This is a genomic window from Lawsonella clevelandensis (assembly GCF_001293125.1).
Classification (GTDB): Bacteria; Actinomycetota; Actinomycetes; order Mycobacteriales; family Mycobacteriaceae; genus Lawsonella; species Lawsonella clevelandensis.
Genome location: NZ_CP009312.1, coordinates 1491794 through 1516972 on the forward strand (window position 1 = coordinate 1491794; position 25179 = coordinate 1516972).

General features: G+C 60.1%; 18 protein-coding genes, 1 tRNA gene and 1 pseudogene. 12 read left to right on the top strand and 8 right to left on the bottom strand.

The window, feature by feature from the left end; translation table 11 throughout:
* Positions 1-8 precede the first annotated feature (8 nt).
* Positions 9-635 carry a M48 family metallopeptidase gene (locus IY73_RS06305; RefSeq protein WP_197736932.1) on the top strand — a complete coding sequence of 209 codons (627 nt, stop codon included), beginning with the start codon at positions 9-11 and terminating at the stop codon, positions 633-635.
* Between the two features lie 21 nt (positions 636-656).
* Here IY73_RS06305 and IY73_RS06310 read toward each other — a convergent pair whose 3' ends face one another.
* Positions 657-2222 (bottom strand): zinc-dependent metalloprotease, encoded by a 1566-nt coding sequence (locus tag IY73_RS06310; RefSeq protein ID WP_053979092.1) that lies wholly within the window; start codon positions 2220-2222, stop codon positions 657-659.
* A gap of 138 nt (positions 2223-2360) precedes the next feature.
* Between IY73_RS06310 and IY73_RS06315 the strand changes: the two genes are divergently transcribed.
* From IY73_RS06315 to IY73_RS06355, 9 genes and pseudogenes are all read left to right on the top strand, one after another.
* Complete coding sequence (locus tag IY73_RS06315; RefSeq protein WP_053962339.1) at positions 2361-3467, top strand: YlbL family protein; 1107 nt, start codon at positions 2361-2363, stop codon at positions 3465-3467.
* A 65-nt stretch (positions 3468-3532) separates the two neighbouring features.
* Positions 3533-6586 (top strand): UPF0182 family membrane protein, encoded by a 3054-nt coding sequence (locus tag IY73_RS06320; RefSeq protein WP_053979094.1) that lies wholly within the window; start codon positions 3533-3535, stop codon positions 6584-6586.
* Positions 6587-6843: 257 nt separating this feature from the next.
* On the top strand, positions 6844-7896 hold the full coding sequence (locus IY73_RS06325) for an esterase/lipase family protein (RefSeq protein WP_053962341.1): 1053 nt from the start codon (positions 6844-6846) through the stop codon (positions 7894-7896).
* Positions 7897-7960: 64 nt separating this feature from the next.
* Positions 7961-8034: transfer RNA gene (locus IY73_RS06330), tRNA-Met, on the top strand.
* 43 nt (positions 8035-8077) lie between these two features.
* Positions 8078-9373 carry an alanine/glycine:cation symporter family protein gene (locus tag IY73_RS06335; protein ID WP_053979095.1) on the top strand — a complete coding sequence of 432 codons (1296 nt, stop codon included), beginning with the start codon at positions 8078-8080 and terminating at the stop codon, positions 9371-9373.
* A 185-nt stretch (positions 9374-9558) separates the two neighbouring features.
* Positions 9559-11049 (top strand): DUF1846 domain-containing protein, encoded by a 1491-nt coding sequence (locus tag IY73_RS06340; RefSeq protein ID WP_053979220.1) that lies wholly within the window; start codon positions 9559-9561, stop codon positions 11047-11049.
* A gap of 6 nt (positions 11050-11055) precedes the next feature.
* Positions 11056-11568 (top strand): GNAT family N-acetyltransferase, encoded by a 513-nt coding sequence (locus IY73_RS06345; protein WP_053962343.1) that lies wholly within the window; start codon positions 11056-11058, stop codon positions 11566-11568.
* Between the two features lie 77 nt (positions 11569-11645).
* Positions 11646-11897: pseudogene (locus tag IY73_RS06350) on the top strand (DMT family transporter); the annotation flags it as partial.
* Between the two features lie 66 nt (positions 11898-11963).
* The gene (locus IY73_RS06355) at positions 11964-12554 is read left to right on the top strand and encodes a TIGR01440 family protein (protein ID WP_053962344.1); all 591 of its coding nucleotides are present in this window, start codon (positions 11964-11966) and stop codon (positions 12552-12554) included.
* 74 nt (positions 12555-12628) lie between these two features.
* Here IY73_RS06355 and thiD read toward each other — a convergent pair whose 3' ends face one another.
* The 4 genes from thiD to IY73_RS06375 all read right to left on the bottom strand — a co-directional run bounded on the left by thiD (position 12629) and on the right by IY73_RS06375 (position 17797).
* On the bottom strand, positions 12629-13417 hold the full coding sequence (gene thiD, locus IY73_RS06360; RefSeq protein ID WP_053979096.1) for a bifunctional hydroxymethylpyrimidine kinase/phosphomethylpyrimidine kinase: 789 nt from the start codon (positions 13415-13417) through the stop codon (positions 12629-12631).
* 44 nt (positions 13418-13461) lie between these two features.
* The gene (locus IY73_RS06365; RefSeq protein WP_053979097.1) at positions 13462-14022 is read right to left on the bottom strand and encodes an arsenic metallochaperone ArsD family protein; all 561 of its coding nucleotides are present in this window, start codon (positions 14020-14022) and stop codon (positions 13462-13464) included.
* A gap of 165 nt (positions 14023-14187) precedes the next feature.
* Entirely contained in the window at positions 14188-15798 is a 1611-nt protein-coding gene (locus IY73_RS06370; protein ID WP_053979098.1) for a hypothetical protein, read from the bottom strand.
* A 313-nt stretch (positions 15799-16111) separates the two neighbouring features.
* Positions 16112-17797 (bottom strand): hypothetical protein, encoded by a 1686-nt coding sequence (locus IY73_RS06375; protein WP_053979099.1) that lies wholly within the window; start codon positions 17795-17797, stop codon positions 16112-16114.
* 233 nt (positions 17798-18030) lie between these two features.
* Between IY73_RS06375 and IY73_RS06380 the strand changes: the two genes are divergently transcribed.
* A complete protein-coding gene (locus tag IY73_RS06380) occupies positions 18031-20655 on the top strand; it encodes a chorismate-binding protein (RefSeq protein WP_053962350.1) in 2625 nt (874 codons plus the stop codon).
* 39 nt (positions 20656-20694) lie between these two features.
* Here IY73_RS06380 and IY73_RS06385 read toward each other — a convergent pair whose 3' ends face one another.
* The 3 genes from IY73_RS06385 to IY73_RS06395 form a co-directional block, all read right to left on the bottom strand.
* Positions 20695-21504 carry an inositol monophosphatase family protein gene (locus IY73_RS06385; protein WP_053962740.1) on the bottom strand — a complete coding sequence of 270 codons (810 nt, stop codon included), beginning with the start codon at positions 21502-21504 and terminating at the stop codon, positions 20695-20697.
* 143 nt (positions 21505-21647) lie between these two features.
* Positions 21648-22490 (bottom strand): inositol monophosphatase family protein, encoded by an 843-nt coding sequence (locus IY73_RS06390; protein WP_053962351.1) that lies wholly within the window; start codon positions 22488-22490, stop codon positions 21648-21650.
* A 112-nt stretch (positions 22491-22602) separates the two neighbouring features.
* Positions 22603-23826 carry an AMP-binding protein gene (locus tag IY73_RS06395; protein WP_148562345.1) on the bottom strand — a complete coding sequence of 408 codons (1224 nt, stop codon included), beginning with the start codon at positions 23824-23826 and terminating at the stop codon, positions 22603-22605.
* 47 nt (positions 23827-23873) lie between these two features.
* Between IY73_RS06395 and IY73_RS06400 the strand changes: the two genes are divergently transcribed.
* A complete protein-coding gene (locus IY73_RS06400; protein WP_053962353.1) occupies positions 23874-25037 on the top strand; it encodes an aminotransferase class I/II-fold pyridoxal phosphate-dependent enzyme in 1164 nt (387 codons plus the stop codon).
* The last annotated feature ends 142 nt before the right edge of the window (positions 25038-25179 follow it).

A 25179-nucleotide genomic window follows, 5' to 3' on the forward strand; every position in this document is an offset into this window, starting at 1 on the left:
TTCGAGGTATGCGCGACACTAGCCCTTTCTCTAACATTCCAGGTAGAAGCCACCGTTGGGACGGGGATGATGTGTGCGCAGAAAAGTCCGCAGAAAAAATGGCCCACCCGGCTGAACCAATTTTTCCTCCACAGGTGGAGATCCGTCGCTCCAGTCGCCGCCGGAAAACCATTGCCGGCCGCATTGAAGGCGACCGGGTCATTGTCATGGTGCCGGCGCGCTTGAGTGCACAAGCGGAAGAGCGTGCGGTGACAAGTATGGTGGAGAAACTGCGCAAACAACAGCGCCGTAAACATGCCCGCCAAACAATGGACGGTGCAGAGCTCTTCGCCTATGTGCATCAGCTGGACAAACGTTACTGTGGGGGTAAGGCCAAACCGGCAGCAGTGGAGTGGAGCCGCGACGTTACCTCCCGTTGGGGAAGTTGTAGCTATCGCACGCGCACTATCCGGCTACACCCGGTGTTAGTGACCATGCCGCGCTACGTGTTGGACTATGTGATCGTGCACGAATTGTGCCACTTAACGGTACCGGGTGGGCATACCGAGGCTTTCTGGCAGGCGGTCGCAACCTACCCGAAGACGGAGCGGGCACGCGGCTATCTCGAGGCGGCCTCCCGCTACGAACTGCATTAGTGTCCGCGTGGCACTAGTCGGCTACTGCTGGGGAGTAGCGTTACCGTCGCCATCATCCCCGCCGAGGAGTTCCTCTTCCAACTTGGCAAGATCCGCTTCGAAGGAGTCGGTGCTGTCATCCAACAAGCGGTCGATGCAGGCAGCGGGGTTATCGAGGTCGCTGGCACGAGGCAGCAAATCTGGGTGCGCCCAGCAGCCGTCACGTTTCTCCATCCCGCACGCTTCAGTAATGCGAGTCCACAGCTTGACAGCGTCACGTACCCGGCGAGGCCGCAATTCCAGCCCTGCTTGGGCTTTGAGAGCTTCCTCTGCTTGGCTGGCGGTAGCGCGGCGACGTTGCCACATCTCTGCGAGGGCCGGGGTGGAAGTGATACGGTCACCAATTGCGTTCTGCACCACGACATCGACCCACCCCTCGATGAGGGCGAGCATTGTCTCCAGGCGCTGTAGCGCTTTTTCGTGGGTGTAGTGGATTTCCGGAGTGAGCTCGATGGTCTGCATCTGGCTCATGGCTTCCTGCAGTTTCTCCGGATCTGTGAGTGCTTCGGGGTCGAGGCCCATCTCATGTGTGGCGGATTCGATGTTGGAATAATCCACCACGATACCGTTGGCATGGTCTTGGATGGCACCTAAAAGACGCGGGGCAAGCCATGGTACGTGCGTCCACAGCCGCTGGTAGGCGGCTTCTCGGGCGGCAAGGAAGACCAGGACATCGCGCTGCGGAAGTTCGAGATCCTCCGAAAGCTGCGCGATAGTGTTCGGAAGTAACGCGGCAATACCAGCGGAATCCAGAGGGATACCCATCTCGGAGGAACAGGTGATTTGCTGGGAGAGGGTGGCTAAGGCACCACCGAGTTGGGTTCCGAATGTGTAGCTGGTGATGGCGTTCATGATGTTCATGATGCCGCCCATACTTTCGGTGAACTGCCCAATCTGCTCTGAAATGTCGCCGGGGAGACCTTCTAGGCCCGCAGTGTTCATCCGCTCCACAACAGGGGAGAGGAGGCGTCCCCAGGTGGGAAGAGAATTCTCCACCCAGGTACGGGGAATCCAGGTTTCGACGCGGGTGATCCCGGAGGGCAGGGTGGTTACTTCGTTCAACCACAGGTCTGCGAGCTGGACTGAGTCCTCTACGGCACGGCGTTGGCCATCACGCACGGTGGGGTCCGCACCTAGTGTGCGGGTAGCGGCATTGCGGGCGGCAGTGGTATTGATGGCGCCGTCCTGCTTTTTGCCGAAGGAACTGCTGATGCCCGAGATGAAGTCTCCCATCTGCTGCATCATGAACATGAAACCGCCCTCGCGGCCCTGGTCGCCGGAAGCGCCAGCAGAGTTCGCTTCTCCGTCAGTGTTGGATGAGCCGGGAGTGGGGCCGAAGCCGAAGCTGAACCCCCCGAGATCATTGAGGTTGAAGCCGCCAGACGCTCCCCCCGCACCGGGCATACCCGATGAGGAGCCGGCGGAGCCACCCCCGGGGTTGCCGCCCAGCAGTCGGCGGAGAAAGTCCATGGGGTCGTTATTGCCGCCATTACCGTGCGGGTCGTTGGCGTTGGAACCACCAGTGGGAGTGTCGTTCTTGTCGCTCATATCTTCAGGATACCGGGCTTGTGGAGCGAGGGCACGGAATTGTTTTCGTGGGTGTAACGGGGGATGGAGGGTTTTCTTGCAGGGGCGGTTCTACCACGGTAGGTGGGGAGGACGGCACCGCGCGGTAGGCTAACATTCGTGAAATCAAAGACCAAGTCAGCCGTTATCATCGCCGTCCTCTTGGTGGTGTTTCTCGCCCTCGGAACGCTCGTGAAGATGCCGGTGGCGGCAATGGGGCCGGGCCCTACCTTTAACACCTTGGGGGATATTCGTGTCCCGAGTAATCCTCGGAAGGGTGATGGATCCACCAACAGCACGTCTGCGACCGCTGGGAAGGGCCAGCTGGTGCCGGTTATTGACATTACGGGTGTCCCGCTTGATCCGGTTGATGGCCACCTCAACATGACGACGGTGAACGTGCTGTCGGGTATGAATTTCTTCGAGATGGTGCGGATTGGTCTGCATAAGGAATGGAACCTTGTGCCGCTCTCGGCTATTTACCCTCCGGGGGTGAGCCAGGAGCAGGTGCAGCAGGAGCAAGCGGCGGAGATGACACAGTCGGAGAACGCTGCCGCCACGGCTGCATTGCACTACCTGCATCTGCCGGTGGCCACCTATGTGGGGGGAGTGGTGAAAAAGGGGCCGGCAGTGGGCAAGCTGCAGGCGGGAGACCAGATTGTGGCGGTGAACGGGAAAGTCACCACGCTGGCGACGGACGTTCATGTGGCGCTGCGGGGAACCAAGGCGGGGCAGACGGTGCAGGTGTCGGTACTGCGACATGGCCAACCTCTCGCCTTTCCTATCAGGCTGATGAGCGGTGCTCCCGATATCGTGAATCGGGGTTTGCTGGGGGTGGGTATTTACAGTGCCCCTTCCGGCAAGGTACAGGTGCATATCAACTTGGCGGATGTGGGGGGCCCCTCTGCGGGTCTTATCTTCACTTTGGCGATCATCGACAAGCTGAGCCCTGGCTCTCTTACTGGCGGGAAGTTCATCGCCGGTACTGGCACCATGGACTACGACGGGACGGTGGGGCCTATTGGTGGTATTACCCATAAGTTGGCGGGAGCACGCGCTGCGGGGGCCCGCTATTTCCTGGTACCGGCGCAGAATTGTCGGGAGGCCTTGACGGATGTGCCGAAGGGGCTGACGCTTATTCGGGTGACGAACCTGCAGAGTGCGCTTGATGCGCTGGCGTTGGTGCGTGCCGGTAAACCGGCTCCGGGCTGCCAGACCGGCCACTAACACTGCTGCCAGAACCCTGTTTTTCCCGTATCCTTAAGGCATTGTTGTTGTCTTGAGGAGACGTAATGGCCTTTAACTTCCCCGGCTTTGGCGATTTCCAGCAGCCGCAGCGGCGTTCCCCACAACCGCGCCAGCGGCAGCCTTTGAATCCCAAGCAGAAGAAGCAGATGAGGACCGTCGGCATTGTGATAGCAGTGCTTATCGGCATCTTTGTCATCGTTCCCCCGCTGGTCAGTGTGTACACCGGCTGGCTGTGGTTCGACTCTCTGGCTAAGGGCGGTGTTTTCGGAACGATCTTGGGAACCCGCCTGGGGCTTTTTCTCATCTTCGGGGCACTCTCGGCGAGCATTCTTTACCTGTGTATGGGACTTGCCCACCGGACAAAACCGACGACACCGGCTCGTCCTAATCCCGTGCTGGATCCTTACCGGCGTATGGGGTCGGGTAAGCACAGGCCCGTTTTTGCCATTATCGCGGCGCTGTTGGGTATCTTCTTTGGTTTTGCCGCACAGTTGAAGTGGCAGCAGGTCAGCGTCTTTTTCAACACCCAGTCGTTCGGAATTAAAGATCCCCAGTTTGGGCACGATCTGGGCTTCTACGCCTTCCAACTGCCTTTCCTTAGCATGCTGGTGACGTGGCTGGTGTCGTTGGTGGCCATTGGTGTCACTCTCAGCATTTTCCTGCATTACTTCCAGGGCTCGCTGGAACTCCGTCCGCGGCAGGGCAAGCAGCGTGGCAGTGTCGTGTTGGCGCAAAAAGCGCGTCAGCAGATCGCCATCCTTGGCGGTATCCTCATTCTGCTGGTGGGTGTCAACTACTGGCTCGATCGCTACGAGTTGCTGTCAGGTGATATTAACTTCAAAAACCAGACCATCACCGGTGCGGGCTTCACCTCCGCGAATGTTCTCATGTCGGTCAAGCTGTTGCTTACTGTTATTGCCGTGTTCTGTGCGGTGGCGTTCTTCACCAGCTTTGTCATAAAGGATCTGCGTATCCCTGCACTCGCGACCACCATTATGCTTATCGGTGGCGTAGCCGTGGGAAGTATTTTGCCGTGGGCGGTGGAACAGCTGTCGGTGAAGCCCAACAAGGCCAACAAAGAAGCTGAATTCATCGCGCGCAACATCCAGGCCACCCGTTTTGCCTACAATCTGCGGGATAACAACCTTACGGTGATGCCGAACTTCGGTAAGGAGAGTGCTCCGGTTCCGCAGCCGGGGGACAAAGGTGTGGCGTCGACCCTCGCCAATATCCGGCTGCTTGACCCGAATGTGCTGTCGCCCGCCTTTACCCAGTCCAAGCAGCTGCGGTCCTTCTATGGGTTCCCGCAGACTCTCTCCATTGACCGCTACCAGGTCGACGGGCAGCTACGCGATTATGTGGTGGCAGTCCGTGAAATCAACCCCAGTGCTCTCACCGGTAACCAGACGGACTGGATCAACCGCCACACCGTCTACACCCACGGCAACGGCATTGTGATGGCCCCCGCGAATACTGTCGACGCTATCGTCACCGATGCGGGAGACCGCGGCGGTAACCCCAAGTACGAGGTCTACGATCAGCAGTCTCTAGCGGCGAAGCACGTGCGGGAGAAAGCCACTGCTAATGGTGCACCGCGCAACCCCGTGCCCAGCGGCACCGCTCAGCTTGACCTGCGGGAGCCTCGCGTCTACTACGGTCCGCTCATCGCTAAACATAACCCGGACTATGCCATCGTAAAGACGGCGGGAGAACCGCAGGAATACGACGTGGACGGATCCAACTACACCTACCAGGGCGCGGGTGGTGTCCATGTGGGCAGAGTGGTCAACCGGTTGGCCTACGCTATCGAATATCGGGAGCTGAACTTCATCCTCTCCACTCTCATTGGCGGAGACAGCAAGATTCTGTTGAACCGCGACCCGCGGGCGCGCGTGGAGGCAGTGGCTCCCTGGCTCACCGCCGACACCTCTGCCTACCCGGTTGTCGTTGATGGTCGTATTAAGTGGATCGTGGACGCGTATACCACTCTGGATTCTTTGCCGTACGCGCAGAAGATCAACCTGGGTGAGGTGACCACCGACTCGCAAACGTCGCGCCGCGAGTGGTCCCCGACAATGAAGCAGGTGTCCTACATTCGCAACTCGGTCAAGGCCGTGGTGGATTCCTACGATGGCTCCGTGCAGCTGTACTCCTTTGATGAGAAGGATCCGGTGCTGAAGGCGTGGGAGGGTGTCTTCCCTGGTTTGATGAAGCCGAAGTCTGATATGTCGGAACAGCTGCGCCAGCACATCCGCTACCCGGAGGATATGTTCAAGGCTCAGCGAGAAATCCTCTCCCGCTACCATGTGACCAATCCGCTCGGCTTCTACACTGGTGGGTCCTACTGGCAGGTTCCGAACGAGCCCACCATCACCGAGAATGAGGCGTCCGAAAACGCGGCCTCTCGCGGTCTCTTCGACCAACCTCCCTACTATGTGGTCTCTGCTGACCCACGCACTGGGCGTCCCAGCTTCCAGCTGACGACACCCATGCTGTGGAACCAGCGAGAGTTCCTCTCCTCGCAGATCTCCGTGTCTTCCGATCCGGATAACTATGGACACATCACCATCCGTCAGTGGCCCACCAACACCACGACACAGGGACCCAAGAACGCCCTTGACCGCATGACTTCTGCCGGTGGTTATCAGACTGAGAAGCTGCAGTTGGAGGGTGCTAATACCATCATCTACGGTAACCTGCTGACCTTGCCCATCGGTGATGGTGGAGTGCTGTACGTGGAGCCTCTCTACGCGCAGCGGAAGGGACAGGAGTCCGCCTACCCGAAGCTCATTCGTGTGATGGTGATGTACAACAACCGCATGGGGTACGGACGCTCCCTGTCTGATGCTCTTGAGCAGGTGGGTTTGGATGGCTCCCTGGTGGAGCAACCGGACGGCCTGGAAGGTGACGGTACCGCCCCGCCGATTGCGAAGAATCCTGCTCCCGGTGGTATGACGCGCGATGAAGCTGCCGCGAAGCTCAGTGAAGCACTCGCTCATCTCAAGCAGGCGCAGGCCTCGGGAGATATGGGGCGCTTCGGTGAGGCTCTGCAGAATTTGGACCGGGCTGTGCAGGACTACCAGAACGCAGATAAGTAGCAGCGGCAACTATTTCACAGGAAAAACGCGTTGTTCCGTGCTGATGTAATGGCAGGATATTTTAGGAAAAACGCTGTATAGCAGGGGATCTCACCCTCAGCAGAAGGGCTGTAACACCAGAGTGTTACAGCCCTTCTGCTGAGAAACGTTCCAGATGACCAAAAAGAAAAATACCTCTCGTTAAAGTCGTAGTCACAGCGGTATCTCCCGTTCGTTATCTCCCCAATCCCTCTCCGCGTAGAACTGTGAGGAATCCAGTGAAGAGTACTCTGCTCCGTAAAGCACTTGTCGCCACTGCGGTAGTGATGGTCGCCACTCCCATGATGGCCAACGCTGCTTCTGTCAACGTTCCCACTACCCCCGACCCAAACACCGAAATGGTTGCTCCACAAGACCAAGCCAAGGGCGAAGGTCCTGTTGCAAAGAACTACTTCGACGCCAGTATGAAAGTGGAGCATCAGCTCAAAGGCCCCAAGGGTGCCAATGACTGGGCCTGCAAACCCACTAAGGAACGCCCGAACCCAGTGATTCTCGTCCACGGCTGGGGGTCTTCCGCCTACAGCCCCTTCTCCGCCATTTCCCCCATGCTGAAAGATCGTGGTTACTGCGTATTCGCCATGATCTACGGCTCTGAAAAAGACAAGTCGGTGGCTGGCATCATGCCCGGCTTCAACGGAATGGGAGACACCTGGACGTCTGCCATGCAGCTGCGCGACTATGTTGCTGCGGTGCGGAAGGCTACCGGAGCCCAGAAAGTGGACCTTGTCGCCTGGTCACAGGGTGGATTGATTGCCCAGACCTACCTTAACTTCTACAACGGCGGCGACCGGGAGAACCCCGCCCGCAATAAAGTGGCCCACGCTATCTACATGGGTGGTGCCCACCATGGCACTACCATGAGTGGTCTCGCCAAGCCGTTCATTGCCGCTAATGATGCTGGCAAGCATGACGACATCGCCCCCGTCGTCAACAAGCTGGGCGGTACAGCCGCTCTCGGCATGATTCCGAACTCGGAGGTGGTGAAGGCCAACCTGGCGGCGGGCGACACCATCCCCGGTATCACCTACACCGTCATTTCCTCTGAAACGGATATGGTCCTTACCCCTATCGAACAGACGTGGCTGAAGCAAGGCCCGGGAGCTACCGTCAACAATGTCAGCCTGCAGAAGGGCTGTGAGGTTGACCATGCTGACCACCACGCCATGGTTTATGATCCACGCGCCTGGGACTATATTCTGATCGGTCTGGGGGAGGATAATGTGCAGCCACGCTGCGTGCCGGTGAAGCGCATGATCGCACAAGGATTCTAATAACCTGCAGAATTATCGATTTGCTTCCTGGCCCCCCGGTGAACTAACGTTAAACGTGCAACATCGCGGGGTGGAGCAGCTCGGTAGCTCGCTGGGCTCATAACCCAGAGGTCGTAGGTTCGAATCCTGCCCCCGCTACTAAGAAGAAAAGCTCGGTTCCTTTTGGAACCGGGCTTTTCGTTTGTATACAGCAAAGTTTAGGGAGCCGGAGGCAGAAGAACACTGGTCAGCGGATACGGCACATAGCGTTCCTCCCAATCGGCAACGTTTTCCGCACTCCCAAAAGCTCTCGTACCTCCTCATCCGGGGTCGCTTAGCACGGGAAACTGACCCCGGTGAAGTCACTCCGTTCCAGGCCCTCGCCACCGAGCTTTCCGGTACTGTCGGCCTCGGCAATATTGCCGGTGTCGCAATCGCTATCACCGTGGGTGGCCCCGGCGCCGCCCTCTGGATTGCCGTGGCAGGCCTGCTCGGCATGTCTGTGAAGATGGCGGAAGCAACGCTCGGCTCGAAGTACCGCATTGTGCGGGAGGATGGCACCACCAACGGTGGCCCCATGTACTACCTACGGGATGGTCTCAAGCAGCAGGGCCATGCCACCCTGGGCAAAGTCCTGTCGACAGCGTTTGCCGTAACGACGATCTTCGGTATGACAGGCGCCGGCACTATGTTTCAGGCGAACCAGGCTACCTCACAGATTGTCTCTGTCTCAGGTGGAGTTCTGGGACCCTACCGATGGGCCATCGGCATCGCGATCGCGATTCTGGTAGCACTCGTCATTTTGGGAGGAATTACCAAAATCGGTAACTACACTTCCCGCATCGTTCCGATTATGGCTGCCATCTACGTACTGACCTGTCTGGTCGTTATCGGTGTCAATATTGAGCAGTTGCCGGCCGCATTCACTGCCATTGTGGAAGGGGCGTTTACTGGGAAGGGTGCTGCCGGGGGCGTAGTGGGGGCCATGATTATCGGTTTCCGGCGTGCCGCCTTCTCCAATGCGGCGGGTGTCGGAACAGCTGGCATTGCGCACTCTGCGGTGAAAACCCGCCGTCCGGCCTCGCAAGGGTTCGTCGCCATGTGGGAGCCTTTTGTGGACTCGGTGGTGGTGTGTTCCATCACCGCATTGACGGTCGTCATCACGGGGGTGTGGCAGAATCCCGAGCCGGGAGTAGAGGGTGTTGCCCTCACATCAAAGGCTTGGGAAACTGCTGCCCCGTGGCTCTCCTATGTACTGGCTATCGCAGTTGCTCTTTTCGCTTTCTCGACAATGCTCTCCTACTCCTTCTATGGGTGTAAGGCAGTGGGGTTCCTCTTCGGTGGTTCCCGTAAAGCGGAGAAAATCTACAATATTGTCTTCATCCTGCTCATTGTGGTGGGTGCGACGACGTCCCTCGATCCCATCGTCAACTTCTCCGATGCGATGCTCTTCCTTATGGCTGTTCCCAACCTGCTCGGAACCTGGCGAGTTCTGTGATGACTTCTACAGTGACGAGATGCCGTCTTCCGATGATGGCGTTGCCTGCACAGACTCCGGTGACGACGGTGGTGAGGAGGCTGGAGACCAGCCCTCTGCTGATTCGCTCCAGTCATCCGAAGAGCGTGTGCAACAATAGCGTGGAAGACATTGCGCATCTCACAACCGAAGAAGGACACGTCAGTATGAACACTGTTGGTTTCGACCGCCAGAAGTACATCGACCTGCAATCACGTCACATTAAGGAACGACGGGCCCAATTCGGTGGGCGCCTTTACCTGGAAATGGGCGGCAAACTCTTCGACGATATGCATGCCTCCCGTGTTCTCCCCGGGTTCACCCCCGACAACAAGATCCTCATGTTGGAGTCCCTGAAGGACGAGATGGAGATCCTTGTGGTGCTAAATGCGGAGGACCTCACCCGCAACAAAGTGCGTGCCGATCTCGGTATTTCCTACGAGGAGGATGTGCTCCGTCTCATTGACGTGTTTCGATCCCGTGGCTTTCTTGTCGACAACGTTGTCATCACCCGCTGGAATGACGACAATGCCCAGGCACAAGAGTTCCGTCGCAAACTGGACCACATGGGAATCACCGTCACCCGCCACTATCCCATCGCCGGCTACCCCAATAAGATCAGTCGAATTCTCTCCGACGACGGCTACGGAAAGAACGAGTATGTGGAGACGACCCGCGACGTTGTGGTGGTGACGGCACCTGGCCCCGGCTCCGGCAAGATGGCCGTTTGTCTTTCGCAGATCTATGCGGAGAACCAGCAGGGGATGAAGTCGGGCTACGCCAAGTTCGAAACCTTCCCCATCTGGAACCTTCCCCTCGACCACCCTGTGAATGTGGCCTACGAAGCTGCCACCGCAGACCTGGAAGATGCCAATATTATCGACCCCTTCCACCTGGCCGCCTATGGGGAACAGGTGGTGTCGTACAACCGCGATGCTGATGTTTTTCCCGTCCTCAAACAGCTGTTGGAAGGTGTGATGGGGGCCTCCCCCTATCAGTCGCCCACCGATATGGGGGTCAACATGGCTGGCTACTGCATCAGTGATGACGACGTCTGTCGAAAAGCCGCCCGGCAGGAGATCATTCGTCGCTTCTACCACGCGCAAGTGTACGAAAAGCAGCAGGAGCTCGAACCCACTCAATCGGAGCGCATCGCCCTGCTCATGAGCAAGATGAAGCTGAGCACAGAGGACCGTGCAGTCGTCACCCCAGCACTGGAGGTCGCGGCCGCAACCGAGGCACCGGCTGCCGCTCTTCAGCTGGCTGACGGGACCATCATCACTGGCAAAACTAGCCCGCTGCTGGGGTGTTCCTCTGCAATGCTGCTTAATGCCCTGAAATACTTGGCGGGTATCCCACACGAGGTGGAGCTGCTCGCGCGTGAATCGATTGAACCTATCCAAACTCTCAAGACGCAACACTTGGGATCGCGGAACCCGCGCCTCCACACGGATGAAGTTCTTATCGCACTGTCTGTGTCCGCCAACACGGACGACTATGCGCGCCGGGCATTGGCGCAGATTCGTGCCCTCCGCGGCTGCGATGTGCACACCACTACTATCCTGGGGTCAGTGGATACCGGCATTTTCCGGAATCTCGGGGTTCTAGTGACGTCCGAACCTGTGTACCAGCGTAAATCTCTCTACCGGAAACGTTAATACAGTATGACTCTCCCCATTATTCGGCGTGCCACCGTGGACGACGCCCCCGTCATCTATGAGCTCATTTGTGCTCTAGCGGAGTTCGAGAAAGCCTCCGAGGAGGTGAAAATCTCACCCGCCCGGATTGTGGAGACGATGTTTGGGGACGACCCACAGGTGTGGGCTGAGCTCGTTGAGGATGCGGATGGTGTGCAGGGGATGGCACTCTGGTTTACCACGTACTCCACCTGGGAGGGAGTGTACGGCATTCATCTGGAGGACTTGTATATTCGGCCGTCTGCTCGCGGAAAGGGCTATGCGTCGCTCCTGTTCCAGCGGTTGGCCCTGATTATGGAGGAGAAAAGCTGGGGCCGGTTGGAGTGGACGGTGCTGACCTGGAATCAGGCAGCTATTGGCGTGTACCAGCATATGGGTGGTCGAGAGGTACAAGGCTGGTATGACTACCGCATGATTGGTGAGCCGGTGAAAGCGCTGGCCGCACAAGGACGACGGAATGGGATTACTTCTGGTCTATGAAGTACTGGGTGGTCCTCATTTTCTCGGCATTCTTTGAGGCGGTCTGGGCGGTAGCCCCCGATTAGTCGGAGGGTTTTGCGCGGCTGGTGCCCGTCCTGCTGTTTTTCGTCGGAATGGTGGTGTCCATAGGCGGCCTGGGCTACGTCTTGAAAGGTGTGCTGGTGGGCACGGACTATGTCGTGTGGGTGGCAATTGGTGCTGCCACAACCGTTATCTATTCCATGGCAATGGGCGTGGAGTCCTTCTCGATCCTGAAAGCCCTATTGTTGCTGGGCTTGGTGGCCTGCGTGGTGGGGTTGAAGGTGGTCGCGTCTAATCGTCGCGGCTAACGCCTCTCGCCTTGTGCGGCTGCTGATTAAGCTAGGAGAGGTACCGACCCAAGGAGGATAGTGCGCATGGCGCTCTCAATGCAGCAGATCCAGCAACAGGTGCGGGATGCCGCCACCGAAGTGTGTGACAAAAGTGAGCTCCCTGCCGGGTCTCTTTTCGTCGTGGGGTGTTCCTCTTCGGAGATTACCGGGCATACCATTGGCGCAGAGCCCAGCCCGGTTGTGGGACAGGCAGTGGTTGACGCCCTTGTGGACGTACTGCGCCCGCGCGGGATTCATCTAGCTGCTCAGTGCTGCGAGCACCTGAACCGGGCACTCGTTGTGGAACGGGAGGCTATGGTGGGCCGTTGGTGGGCTGAAGAAGTGAACGCCCGCCCTATTCCCACTGCGGGAGGTTCTTTTGCGACTGCTGCATATCAGACGTTTGCCCACCCCATGGTGGTGGAATCTATGCGGGCGGATGCGGGCCTCGATATTGGCGCTACTCTCATTGGAATGCACCTGCGCGCTGTCGCCGTGCCGGTGCGGCTGGCCCACAACCAGGTGGGGGAGGCGTCGGTGACGGCTGCGCGGACTCGTCCCAAGTACATTGGCGGCGTGCGTACACAGTACAATGATGCGCTGGCCCATACCTCGGGTTGTCCGCCGAAGCACTAACTGTGGGTGTGGCTGCTGCTGTGGTCGCGCAGCCTGTGCTGATCCACCCCGTTACATGTGTGCAGGGAAGGGAGTTAGCCCTGCCAGACCACCCCGAAGGGGGTGCCAGCGTCCAGCGACTGGGCAATACCACGGGTGACGAAGTCCTTCGCCAACGATACCGCGGCGTGGAGGTCCTTGCCCTTGGCGAGTTCTGCGGTGAGGGCGGCGGCCAGGCTATCGCCGGCGCCGGAGACTCGTAGGTCGCCCACTTTGGGGACGGAATAGACGGTGGCCTCGTGTCCATCCCAGAGGACATCGACGGCATTGTCGCCGGGCAGGTTTGCGCCGCCCTTCGCGAGCACGGCCTTGGTGCCGGCATCGGCGATGCGCTTGGCAGCGTCTGTTAGTTCCTCCACGGTACTGATGTTCTCTATACCGGAGAGAGTTTCAGTTTCAAAGAGATTGGGGGTGAGGACGGTGGCGAGGGGAAGAATCTTTTCCCGTAGAGCATTGTCGATGTCAAGAGCGGCCCCTGCTTCCTGGCCCTTGCAGATGAGCACGGGATCTACCACCACGTGGGGGAAGCTGTGCTGGGAGAGGATTTCTGCAGTGGCATCAATGGCTGGGACGGTGCCTAGCATGCCGATCTTCACTGCATCGATGTTCCAACAGGAGAGGGTAGCTTCGGTTTGGTTTTTGATGACCTGCGGATCAACTGGGACGAAGCGGTGGTTCCAACCGTGAGCGGGGTCAAATGCCACGATGCAGGTGAGGGTGCAGGCGCCGTAGACACCCAACTGGTGGAAGGTGCGCAGGTCGGCTTGGCAGCCGGCACCGCCGGTGGACTCAGATCCAGCAATGTCGAGAACAAATGCAGTCATGGGGGTTCCTTAGTGTCCCAGGGAGCGAGGGGTCGAAGAGAGGGCTAGTGGGCGTGTCCGTGGCCACCGCAGCCGCAGCCGCCGTGCCCATGCCCGTTGCCGTGTTTATGGCTCTGGCCGCCGCACCCACAGCCACCACCCTGCCCGTGGTGCTCACCGTGGCCGCTGTGCTCGTGTCCGTGGCCGTGGCCGCCGCACCCACAGCCGCCGTGGCCGTGGCCGCCGCAGCCGCAGCTTCCACCCGATCCGTGGCCAGCCAGCGGGAGGGTTTCCTCGGGAATCTCGACGAGGGTCGCCAATTGGTTCGCGGTTAGCCCTGCCCATTCGGCGAGTTCTTCGCGGGTAGGGTAGCGGCCATCTAGCACGACTGCTCCGTCAACGACGACGGCAGGCAGACGGTGAATGCCTTTCTTTGCAACGAAGGAGCTGATAGGGGTAGACATGAACGCCATCGGCTCTTCGTCAAAGTTGTGGCGGGTGATGTCGGCGCCGGCAGCGCGCACTGTGGATGCCTCGAAGGTGAAGGTGGTGACCTCCGGGTTGTGGTCGGTGCCGCAACCACAATGGGAGTGGGGGACGTTGTCGTAGACGATGATGGAGGGCATAGATGATCCTTTTATTACTGCAGGGGGACGGGGCCGGGCAGGGTAACGTCCGTTGAGCTAACTTTTCTTCAGTATACGAGCGCTTTCCAGCATCTAGCCGGTTGCTGGGGGATTTCCGCAACCAGAGAACACCCCAGAGAATAACTCTGTCGCGGGCAGGTGCTGCTAGATGCGGCGGAGGCGGGAGACCCGGGTGGGGAAATCGATCGCAGCGAACGGCAAAGGAGGCACGATGACCTTTATCTTCTCTTCGGTGACTTTGAGATAGAAGGGGATGACGGGGTCCTCGTCAATGTTTTCCGCGAGGAAGGCGTCCAGGGCTGGGTCGTGTACGCGTTGTGCTAGGACCTCGGGGGGAACGAGCAAGGCGGCTTTGTAGTAGCGGGGTTCGTCATCCAGCCCGAAGGCGCGGCTGAACAGGCGCTGCGACAAGGGGCTAGCTAGGCGTCCGTAGGCAGTGGCGATGGTCATGTGGTAGGTGCGGCCGGTTCCCCAGGCGTTGTGGGGTCCACCGGCTTCGGCGTCTTCAGGAGTGTCGTATATGGTGGCTTCTACCGGATGGCTTGTGGCGGCATAAGCAAAGTTGGGGATCTTAACGCGCACATTCTTGTTGCCGTAGAGGCGGCCCTCGTAGCTGTAGGGTGACGGATCCACAAGGGTGTCAGACGTCCGGTCGGTGGGGCTGTTGTCCAGGACGGTGCCCTGTAGTGGTTGGCCGGTGGCGGTAAATTCCCATTCTTCGTCGAGCAGCATCTTGTGCCAGTAGCCGGTGTGGCCGGAATGTTTGCCTTCGACGCGCAGTTCGCGGTTGTCGGCGCCGGGGGCGGTGGAGTGGATGGAGATTCGGTCGGTGATAGTGCCGGGGATCTTACTGTGGTGCAGCCACTCCTGTGGGGGCAGTTTGATGGGGGCGGTGCGGAAGTTGATGCGGTGTTCTTTCCAGGAGCCGCTTTCTTTGCGCTCCGGTTTCCCAACCCATGTGTAGCGGAATTGGGCGGGGTCGCCGCCTGCTAGGTCAACGTCGTAGAGGCGGGTGTACATGTCCCCGTACTTGTTGGTGATGAAGGTGGTGGAGGCAGCTGCGGAGAGGGAGTGGACAAGGAAGCGGCAGTCCACGGGGGTGCCGACTTCGTAGGAGTAGTCGCGGGTAAGCCAAGGGTCGCAGGAGATGATGTGTTGTCCGTCGCCGGCGAGGAAGAGTACTTGGGTGAGGCCGGCGAAGGAGACGGGGTGGACGCGGCCGTCGCCGTCGACGTAGGTCTGATCCTCACTGGTGCTGATGACGGAGAGTACCCACTGCCCGGGGGTGGTGTTGGCAATTTGGAAGCCGTCGAAGATACGCCCGGGCCCGCCCCAGGCGCGAATCCACACGAATTCTTCTGGTTCTTTGAGGGTGCCTTTCATAGTGTAGAGCCAGCCGTCTGCGTCCACACCTACCAGGCGGTCGGCATCGAGGGAGATACCGATGAGGGTGTCGTGGAAGCCTTCCGGCATGGGGGCGTAGCGCCACGGTTCAGCTGTCTCTCGGTGGCGCATATAGAGGGTGCCGTCGAGAAGGGTCATTTCCCAGTGGCGGTTAAAGCTGGAGGTATTGTCACGCAAATCGACGCGCGCGGGCAGTCGCGGGTCGGTAGCTACTGGGAGGTCTACGAAAGGCCGCTGGTAGCTGAGGTCCGTGTCGTCTTTGATGCGGACGGGGATGATGGTGTTGGGGCCGTCGCTGGTGGGGCGGAAGGGCGTGTTTGGGTGCGGAGTACGTCCGGGGGCAGTCGTCATCTCGCTCCTCTATGTGAATGGTTTATTGGTGGTGGGGCTGGGGTGGGAGAGCCTTCCGGGGTGGGAGATGATGGCGCTGTTGTGGCTCAGCCCGAGTCCTTTCAGTCTACCTACAACGGCCAGCCCTTCCCCGTTAGCGCTGCAGCGCGCTCGGCGGGTGACGCCGAGAGGAGTGGGCACTGCAGACACCAGGGAAGAGCTGGCCGTTGTGGTGGGAGTCCGCCCCGTCCGGGGAAGAGCGGAGTTGTGTGGTGGGCGTGTGTGCGGTGTGGCACGGGTGAGGTCGGGCTGGCGCGCACACGCCCACCAGGGGTTAGTAGCGGGCGAGTTCGGCCACCTGGGGGGTGAGGGAGATTCCGGGAACGAGCGGGTTGAGCAGAGTCATGGCGTCGGAGGTGACGGTCATGTACATCGTGTGGATGCGCTCACCGCGCAGATAACCTTTCACAAAGGCAGCCAATGCGGGGTTGCTGCGCTGTGCCTTCCAGACTGCGAAGGGCAGTTCGAAGGCGATGGCGTAGCGGCGTGGCTGTTGAGTCACCCCGTAGGAGTGTGCGAAGAGTTCTTGGCTGGCCATTGTCCCTAGCCGCCCGTAGACCGTGTGCATGGTGATGGGGTAGCTCTTCCCACCGACTGTGAGAGTGACCGGCTGATGCGGGGATTGGTAGGCGAAGTGAGGAACGGTGAGGGAGGCATCGGCGGACAGCTTACCCCGGTAGTTCAACGGGGAAGCGGGGGCGAGAGTGTCCATGGTCCGATCCCGTGGGCTGTTCTCAAGTAGTGTGCCACGGAGCGGAAGCCCGGTGGGGACAAAGGTCCAGTGGCGATCGTTGAGCATCTTCTTCCAGTAGCCGGTGACTCCGTTCTTACGCCCCTCGACCTTGAGGAGGCGTTGTGAGGAGCCTACCGCCACAGATTCCACCGAGAGTCGGTCGGTGATCTCACCGGGGATCTTCGGTTGCTGAGTCCAGTCGGGGACGGGGACGCGGATTTTCGGGCTAGTGGGGTTGAGTCGCTGGTCGAACCAGTTCGCTGCCTCGTGACGGGAGGTGTCTTTGGTGAAGGTGTAGCGGAACTGTGCGGGGTCGCCACCGGAGTAGTCGTAGTCCCACATGCGGGTGTAGAGGTCGCCATACTTGTTGGTGATGAGGGCGACGGAGCCTGAGGCGGAAACAGATTGGGCGATGAAACGGGACTGCACGGGGGTGCCCCATTCGTAGCTGTAGTCGTTGGGAAGCCACGGGTCGTGTGAGAAGAGGTGGCGGCCGTCGGGGCTGAGCTCCAGAAGCTGGGTGCAGCCGGCTAGGGAGATGTGGTGGGTCACCCCGTCTTTGTCGGTGTAGTACTTGTCGTCATCAATATTGATGATGGAGAGGGACCATTGGCCGGGGTGGGTGTTGGCCATTTGGAAACCATCTTCAGCGCGGAGGAGGCTGCCCCAGGCTGTCTTCCAGTACCATTCTGCGGTGTCTTCTTGGGCCTCAAACATGGTGTAGACCCAGCCGTTTCTGTCGAGCGCGACGAGTTCTTCAGCGTCCATGGAGACCCCGATGAGCTGGCCGCGCAGGCAGCTAGGCATGGGGGCGAGGCGCCATGCTTGTGTACTGTGGCGGGGGCGGGTGTAGAGCTGCCCGTCTTTCAGGGTGATCTCCCACTTGCGGTTGTAGGAGCTGGTGTTGTCGCGCATGTCGACGCGAGTGGGGAGCCCAGCGACGCGAGCGAGGGGGAGCTTGTCGAAATCTTGAGCGTTGGTTGCTGCGGGTTCGTTATCGTGCACAGGGACGCAGCTGAGCGGGGCGCCCTTGCGTGCTGGGCGGGGCGGTTGGCCGGGCCAGTCGGGGTATGCGGCGTGCTGTGTGGCGGTAGCGTTAAGGGCGGTGTCGGGGGGAGTGCCGACGAGGGGGGTGGGAGCAGCGGTGGCTAGTGGAGAGGCCAGGAGGGAAACGCCCAGAGAGAGGACGGAGACAGCGGCAAGTGAGCCGGTGCGAAAGGGTTGCATGAGATTCTCCCAAAGTCCGTTGCGGTTTATGAAATTGTGTAAAAACACTCTATCGCCCCCATCGTTCTCTCTTTTGGTCTGCTTTCCTAGCGCGGTAGCCACACTGTTGCCTTACCTAACAAAGTGGGTGCACACCGCAGGCGTAGCCGGGGCACCAGGGTGCCTAATACTGATGCGGCGGAGGTTGGCTTGGATGTCTCTGGGGTGTGTTGGGGGGAAGGAGAACCCTGGCTATGGTTCAGGCTAAGGTTAAGGGCGTGCGCATCCTGCTTGTGGATCATCATGATTCCTACACACACATTCTGGGGCACCTCTTGTACCGTGCTGGCCAGCAGTTGGGCTATGCGGTGGAGGTGGATATTGTTCCCCATGATTGCCCATCGTGGCAGGCTGGGAGAAGGGACGAGGTATCCCGCTATCAATTGGTGGTGCTTTCTCCGGGACCAGGGAACCCGCTGGTAGCAAAGGATGTGGGGGTCTCCGGGGAGATCTTGCAGGAACCGGTTCCACTGTGGGGTGTCTGCTTAGGGCATCAGCTGATGGCGGTGTCACAGGGGGCCCGTTTGCGTCGTGACCATGCACCGCACCATGGGGTGGTGTCGCAGGTTCGTCACCATGGTGACGGTATCTGGGAGGGCGTGATACCCCCGGCGCAGGTGGTACGTTATCACTCGTTAGCGGTGGAGGAGCCGCTTCCGGAAGGGGTAGAGGCAACATCCTGGGCAGAGGACGGCACTGTGATGTCGCTACAGTACGAGTCCGCTGGGGCACCGCGCTGGGGAGTACAGTTTCATCCAGAGTCCATAGATTCCACCTGCGGGCTGCAGGTGGCGATTAATGTGTTGAGGCTAGCCCACGAGTGGTGGGCGGCGCGGCGTGCGGCAGTGGCGGCTTCCACGCCGGTGGTAGAGGGGGTCACCGCGGTGCAGCTGGCTGAGGTGCTGCGGTGCGCGCTGCTAGCGGGGGAAAGTTTCCGCTGGCTGGATGACAGTTTGGGGGAGACGACGAGCCTTTTGGCGATTTGTGGTGAGTCCGGCGGTGTGCCTACCGTCACCCCAACGACTCCGCCGTACCCCTATTCTGGATGGATCGGGGTGCTGCCTTATGAAGAGGATGGCGCAGATTTCGCCCATACGCGTGTGGTGGCATGGGGAAGCGGTACTCGTTGGCAGCTGGCGGGGGAGGATGCGGAGCGTGTCGCAGCACTAGGGGAATGTGCTGCCGCGTGTCGTGTCGGTGCGGAGGAGGCGGAAGTGTCGGGCGGGGGGAGAGATGCTGAGACTGCCGAGCTAGCGTCTACGATCGGCGCCCTCGCGCTCAGTCCAGGGCGTTACCATCGCTCGTTCGCACACTGTCAGGACGTGTTGTCCCGCGGGGAGAGCTATGAGGTGTGTCTGACGGATGTGCTGCGGCTGCCACGTCGACTTACCCGCGACCCGTGGGAGGCCTATCTGCATTTACGCCGCACCTGCCCAACGTCTTTTGGGGCGTTTATGGAACTGGCGGGTGGCCCCGTGGAGGCGATTGTCTCTGCCTCTCCCGAACTTTTTTTGCAGGTTAGTGGGGACGGCACCGTCACTACCCGACCGATGAAGGGAACGGCGGCGCGGTGTCTCACAGACCCGGTGCGGGATCGTGAGTGTGCGCTTCACCTGCAGCAGGATCCCAAGACGCGGGCGGAAAACCTCATGGTTATTGATATGGCTCGCAGTGATGTGGCGCGAGTGTGCCAACCGGGTACCGTCACCGTTCCAAAGGATAGGGTGGTGGAGAGCTACCGCACCGTACACCAGTTGGTGACGGAAGTGACGGGCCGGCTCCGCCCCGAGTGTAGCGCTATGGAGGCGATTCGGGCGTGTTTCCCGCCCGCGAGTATGACGGGCGCACCGAAGGAACGGACTGTCCAGCTGCTCCGGGACATTGAGATGCAGCCACGCGGAATCTATTCCGGCAGTTTAGGTTTCCTCGGGGACGACGGGTCTGCTTCACTGTCTGTGGTGATCCGTTCCGCCTGGTTCACGCGTGCGGGGGAGGTCTTCGTGGGGGCGGGTGGCGCCATCACTGCAGAGTCGTCCTGCGCCGACGAGTATGCGGAGATGCTGCATAAGGCCAGCTATGTGGTGGGATCGGTGCTTGATCCGGCAGCATGGACTCCACGAGTAGTGGATTCGTTTTTCCTGCGCGATGGCGCCTATGCCCAACAATGTAGCAATGGTCCCAGGAGCATTCGACGAGACAGCGGGAGTGGTGGAGATACCCGTGCCCGAGAGCTCCACCAGCAGCGCTTCGTGGCGGGTGTGCGGGATCTCTATGGCCCCACCGCAGCAGCAAACGCCGCGGAGTTCTATGAGCAGTGTTGCGCCGCGCTTCCTTCCACTGGTGAGTATTTTCCGCAAATCTGTTGGGAGGAAACGGGTGGTAGTGCTCAACTGACTCGCCCATGTCCACCCCGGTACACCCACATCGTGGGCCTTATCGGGAGTGCAGCCTGTTTCACCGACGGATATGCGAAGCTGGTCCTTCCGCGTATCAAGGGGCCCGATATGCCGGCCTACGGAAAGCTACGCGCCCTCGCCACAGAGCAGGGCGCCCAGGAAGTGGTGCTGGTTGACCGGTGGGGAATGGTGCGGGAGGGAAGCCATTCGGCCATTCTCTGGTGGGACGGCGACACCCTCTGCGGGCCACCGCATGATGCGGTGATGCCATCCACAATGCGTCTGCTCGTGGAAGAGGAGGCGCGCGCCCAAGGTTATGCGGTGGAGGAACGCTGGTTGGCGGCGACGGAGCTACCCCGCTACCAGGTGTGGTCTGTTAATGCGCTACATGGGGTGCGCGAAATCGACCGTTGGGTGGAGTGAAGTAGCTAGTGAACAGGTAAGCGAGGCGAGGTGGAGGGTTTAGCCGCGCGGCGGGAGCTCGCCCAAGTTGATTGCGCGCAACACCTGGTCGTGGAGCAGAGTGTTAGTGGCGACGGCCTCACCAGTGTGTGGTCCGGGACGCCCATCCAGGGAGCTGAACCGTCCTCCGGCTTCGCGTACCAGAATGTCGAGAGCGGCGAGATCCCACAGGCATACTTCGGGTTCCGCGGCGACGTCTACCGCACCTTCCGCCAGTAGGCAGTAGGAGAAGAAGTCTCCGTAGCCGCGCATGCGCCACGAGTAGTTCATCATATTGATGAAGTTCTCCATGAGGTTCTTGCGCTTCCACCCGATGAGGCTGGAGAAGGAGATGGAAGCGTGGTGCAGTTCACTCACTTCGGAGACGTGAATCTGTTTGGCGGGGGAATTGGCAGAACAGCGGTAGGCGCCGGCGTCTTCTGCTGCCCACCAGCGTCGCTGTAGGGCGGGGGCGGAGATCACACACATTCGGGGGACTCCATCCACCATGAGGGCGATGAGAGTGGCCCAGGTGGGGACGTGGCGGACGAAGTTTTTCGTACCATCGATAGGGTCGATGACCCACTGCCGACCGACGTATTCGGTGTCACCCCCGAACTCTTCCCCCACAATGTCATCTGCGGGGCAGTGGTCATTGAGATAGGTGCGGATGGCGCGTTCGACGGCAAGGTCGGCGTCGGAGACTGGGGTGAGGTCCGGTTTGGCGTTCACTTTAAGGTTTTCCGCCTCGAAGCGGTCCATGGTGATGGCGTCGGCAATGTTCGCCAGCTTCCACGCAACACGCAGGTCGTCCTGGTACTCGCCTTCCAAACCAGGAAGGGTGTCGACGGCGGGTGGGTAGGCGTTCACTGCCACCTTCTCCTCTGTTACGGCTCGGGGAAGTCTTTTGCCCCGATGCAGCTCGCACGGTTTCTTACGGCTAGCCTACCCCAGTCGTTGGAGGATACTGGGGCTTAGTCGCCACGAAGTGCCGCAGCTGCTTCCTCAACGAGGTGTGGTGCGCCGGCCAATGTCCATATTTCTCCGGCAGCGTCAACATCCTGTATGTCTCCACCGACTCCGAGGACGAGGGCAGCGCCGGGCAGGCGGTCCCAGTCGGGGAGGCGGTGTTGCATCCACAGGTCGGTGTCGCCTTCGGCAACGGAGGCGAGGTCAACAGAGGCGGAGCCCATCATGCGGTAGGTGGCGGAGCGGCCAATAACCCGCAGGAAAGCAGCGTAAATGTCGGGGTTGTGGTGGAAGGTGGGGTGTAGGTAGGTGTTGATGCAGGCGGCTGCCAGGCTGTCTCGGTGGGGGCGACCGGCTTCGCCAAAGTGGGGGAGGGGTTGTCCATTACGGGTGGTGGGGATGTTGGGGCCGCCCACCCAGAGAGTGTGGGTACAGGGTTGGTAGACAGCGCCTGCGGTGACGTTTGTGGAGGGGGAGAGGTAGCGTTCGCGGTTGCTGAGCCGTACTGGGTCGGTGGGGTCCTGTTCGGTGAAGGCGATGGCCGAGCACCAATACTCAAAGTTGTTGGCGAAGTTGTAGGTGCCGTCAACGGGGTCGATGGTCCAGCGGGTGCCACTGGTACCGAGGTGGGCGGTGCCTTCTTCACCGAATACAGCATCGGTGGGGCGTTGGTTGTGGAGAGTGGTGACGACGTAGTCTTCCGCAGCCCGGTCGGCTTGGGTGACGACGTCGGAGATGGAGGTTTTGGTGTCGATGGTGAGGCCGCGTTCGCGGAGAGAGAGGGAGAGGTTTCCGGCGGTGTGGACGAGGTGTGCGGCGAGGTGGAGATTGTCTGTCGTCGTATTCACACTGTCTACGGTAGTGGCGTGCGCGGAGTTTTTCGAGGGTGTCTGGAGGATAGTGGAGGGGGTTGGCGAGGAGGTGGATAAGCGGATGTGTGGTTCCGTACGAGGGGCGGTGCTAGTGGTGGAGTTGAGAGACGAGGGTGACCAGCTCTGTTCGGTTGAGTTTGCCGTTGCTGCGGTGTGGTAGTTGGGGCAGGTAGATGGCGTCTTTGGGAATGGAGTAGTGGCCGAAGGTGGGTTCGAGCAGGGCGATGATCTCCTCCATTGTGGGGGGTGGGGTGTCGTCGGTGGGGACGATGACGGCGGTGACGCATTGTCCGAAGTGTGGGTGGGGGAGGCCGATAACGGCGCATTCTTTGACGCCGGGATGGGTATAGAGGGCGGCTTCTAGGGGTTGGGGGATGACGATGATGCCGCCGCTGTTGATGGCCTCGTCGAGGCGTCCGTCGATGATGAGGCGTCCGTCGTCATCCCAATGGCCGAGGTCGTGGGTGTGGTACCAGCGTTGGCCGTCGTCGTAGGTCCAGTCGGGGTGTGCGGCTATTCCTACGTAGCCGTCGGCGAGGGTGGCTCCGCTGATGCTTACCCGGTGAGTGGCGGGATCGATGCGAAACTGGGTGGCGGGTCCGGGGCGGCCGTCGAAGAGTACGCCGCCAGCAACTTCGGAACTGCCGTAGCCACGTACGATAGTGAGCCCTGCGCGGGTGAGATAGGTGTCGATGTGATCGGGCAGGGGGGCGCCGCCGGAGAGGATGGCGTCGAGGTGGGAACAGGCAGCGAGGGCGTCTTCTGCGATGCGTCTGGTGGGGAGGTGAGAGGAGTGGAGGTCGTGGTAGAGGGTGTCGAGTTGGCTGGGGACGAGGGAGGCGTAGTGGCGTCGGGGGGAGGTGGTACTGCCGTCGCGGAGTTCAGCGATGGCAGTGGGGAGATCCGCTAGATGGAAGCCGTTTTCTAGGGGCAGGGTGACGGGGTCGTATCCGGCGTGGAGGCTGCGGAGGAGGACTTGCATGCCGATGATGTGGTGGGCGGGGACAGCGAGGAGCCAGCGTCCGGGGCCGCCGAGTGCTGCGTGGGTGCTGTCGATAGCGGCGCGGAGTGCAGCGGGGGAAAGACGGGCGCCTTTGGGGGTTCCGGTGGTGCCGGAGGTGGCCATAATGAGGGCGCTACCGGGGGAGGGTCGGCCGACGAAGTGGTTGTACAGGCGTTCGGCCTCGACCGGGGTGGGGGGTAGAGCGAGGAGCGGAGGGGTGGTGCCGCGAAGGCAGTCTCGCAGTACCGGGTAGATGGAGGGCATGTGGTCGTGTGGGGGTAGTGGTAATGCTTCGATGAGATGCTGCACAGCGTCATTATTGAACACTGTGTAGGAGAATACAATATGCTCACTATATGTCCACCCGCAGCAAGGCACTTACCCCATCCCAGCAGAGCGTACTCCATTCCGTGCAGAGCATCTCACGCCCCTCTTCGGATACCCCTATTGTTCGTCAGGACACGCCACGGCCAGCCACACACTCATTCATTGATCTAGCCAGCAACGACTATCTGGGTCTGGCACGACATCCGCGAGTACAGGCTGCCGCACATCAGGCAATTGACCAGTGGGGTGTAGGCGCAACAGGCTCTCGGGTAGTGGCCGGTACCGTCCCTCTACACCATCGCTGTGAAACAAAAATCGCCGCCTTCCTCGGGTTCCCCGCTGCTCTCCTCTTTTCCTCGGGATACCTTGCTAATCTGGCAGCCGTAACCGCGCTAGTTCCGCCGGGCGCCACCCTCATCTGCGACACCCGCAACCATGCCAGCCTTATCGACGCCTGTCGCCTCACCACAGCTCCCCGCATTATCTGTGACGTGGCGAACCCGCAGGAACTGGCTGCTGCCCTTCATCAGGTGGCTTCCGCAGTCGTCATCTGCGATGTGGTGGACTCCACCGATGGGAGTGTGCTCGACATTCCCGCTATTTACCACACCACTCACGTGGCAGGTGCACTGCTCATTGCCGATTTCGCACACGGGCTCGGAGTGCTGGGACCCGATGGTCGAGGCGCACTTCCCGCACTGTGGACAGCTGGCCAGGCGCCTACAGATCTTGTCATCACCTGCACGCTTTCCAAGGCTCTGGGGAGTCAAGGGGGAGTAGTACTGTGCTCCGCGGAGCAGCGTCAACATTTGGTTAATACCGCCCGTCCCTTCATCTTCGATACGGCTCTCGCACCTTCCTGTGCCGCTGCAGCGACTGCCGCAGTGGAGATTGTTGCCCGTGAACCCACTCGTGTTGAGGCGCTCCACCAACACATGTCGGCGCTAACAAATGCTCTCGACCTTCCTCCGGTTGCTGCTGGAGTTGTCGCCATCCCGCTGGGTAACCCCATGCGTGCCAGTGTTGTCCACCGCACAGTACTCTCTGCTGGAGTGGAGGTGGGGTGTTTCCGTCCGCCAAGTGTGCCGTGGCAACGAAGTGGATTGCGGTTAGGGGGCCGAGCTGACCTCTCTCCTGAACAGCTGGCACGCGCCGTTACCGTGTTGCGAGACGCACTTCAACAGGGGAATTAATAATTATTGCCAAAGTTTCCGGTATTTATCCGGATTATTGTTAGAAACGTAGCGTCCAGCCTGCGCAAATGCTGATGGCTCCGAAGTTGTCCAAAATGCCAACCGTGTCTTGGGAGCGGAATAAATCCGCCTTTACTATGTC

Bases quoted from the DNA above. Each gene is read 5' to 3' on its own strand.
- IY73_RS06345 (WP_053962343.1), top strand. From the start codon at position 11,056: ATGACTCTCCCCATTATTCGGCGTGCCACCGTGGACGACGCCCCCGTC.
- IY73_RS06365 (WP_053979097.1), bottom strand. From the start codon at position 14,022: ATGCCCTCCATCATCGTCTACGACAACGTCCCCCACTCCCATTGTGGT.
- IY73_RS06310 (WP_053979092.1), bottom strand. From the start codon at position 2,222: ATGAGCGACAAGAACGACACTCCCACTGGTGGTTCCAACGCCAACGAC.
- IY73_RS06375 (WP_053979099.1), bottom strand. From the start codon at position 17,797: ATGCAACCCTTTCGCACCGGCTCACTTGCCGCTGTCTCCGTCCTCTCT.
- IY73_RS06320 (WP_053979094.1), top strand. From the start codon at position 3,533: ATGGCCTTTAACTTCCCCGGCTTTGGCGATTTCCAGCAGCCGCAGCGG.
- IY73_RS06400 (WP_053962353.1), top strand. From the start codon at position 23,874: ATGTCCACCCGCAGCAAGGCACTTACCCCATCCCAGCAGAGCGTACTC.
- IY73_RS06370 (WP_053979098.1), bottom strand. From the start codon at position 15,798: ATGACGACTGCCCCCGGACGTACTCCGCACCCAAACACGCCCTTCCGC.
- IY73_RS06340 (WP_053979220.1), top strand. From the start codon at position 9,559: ATGAACACTGTTGGTTTCGACCGCCAGAAGTACATCGACCTGCAATCA.
- IY73_RS06380 (WP_053962350.1), top strand. From the start codon at position 18,031: ATGGTTCAGGCTAAGGTTAAGGGCGTGCGCATCCTGCTTGTGGATCAT.
- IY73_RS06355 (WP_053962344.1), top strand. From the start codon at position 11,964: ATGGCGCTCTCAATGCAGCAGATCCAGCAACAGGTGCGGGATGCCGCC.
- IY73_RS06305 (WP_197736932.1), top strand. From the start codon at position 9: ATGCGCGACACTAGCCCTTTCTCTAACATTCCAGGTAGAAGCCACCGT.
- thiD (WP_053979096.1), bottom strand. From the start codon at position 13,417: ATGACTGCATTTGTTCTCGACATTGCTGGATCTGAGTCCACCGGCGGT.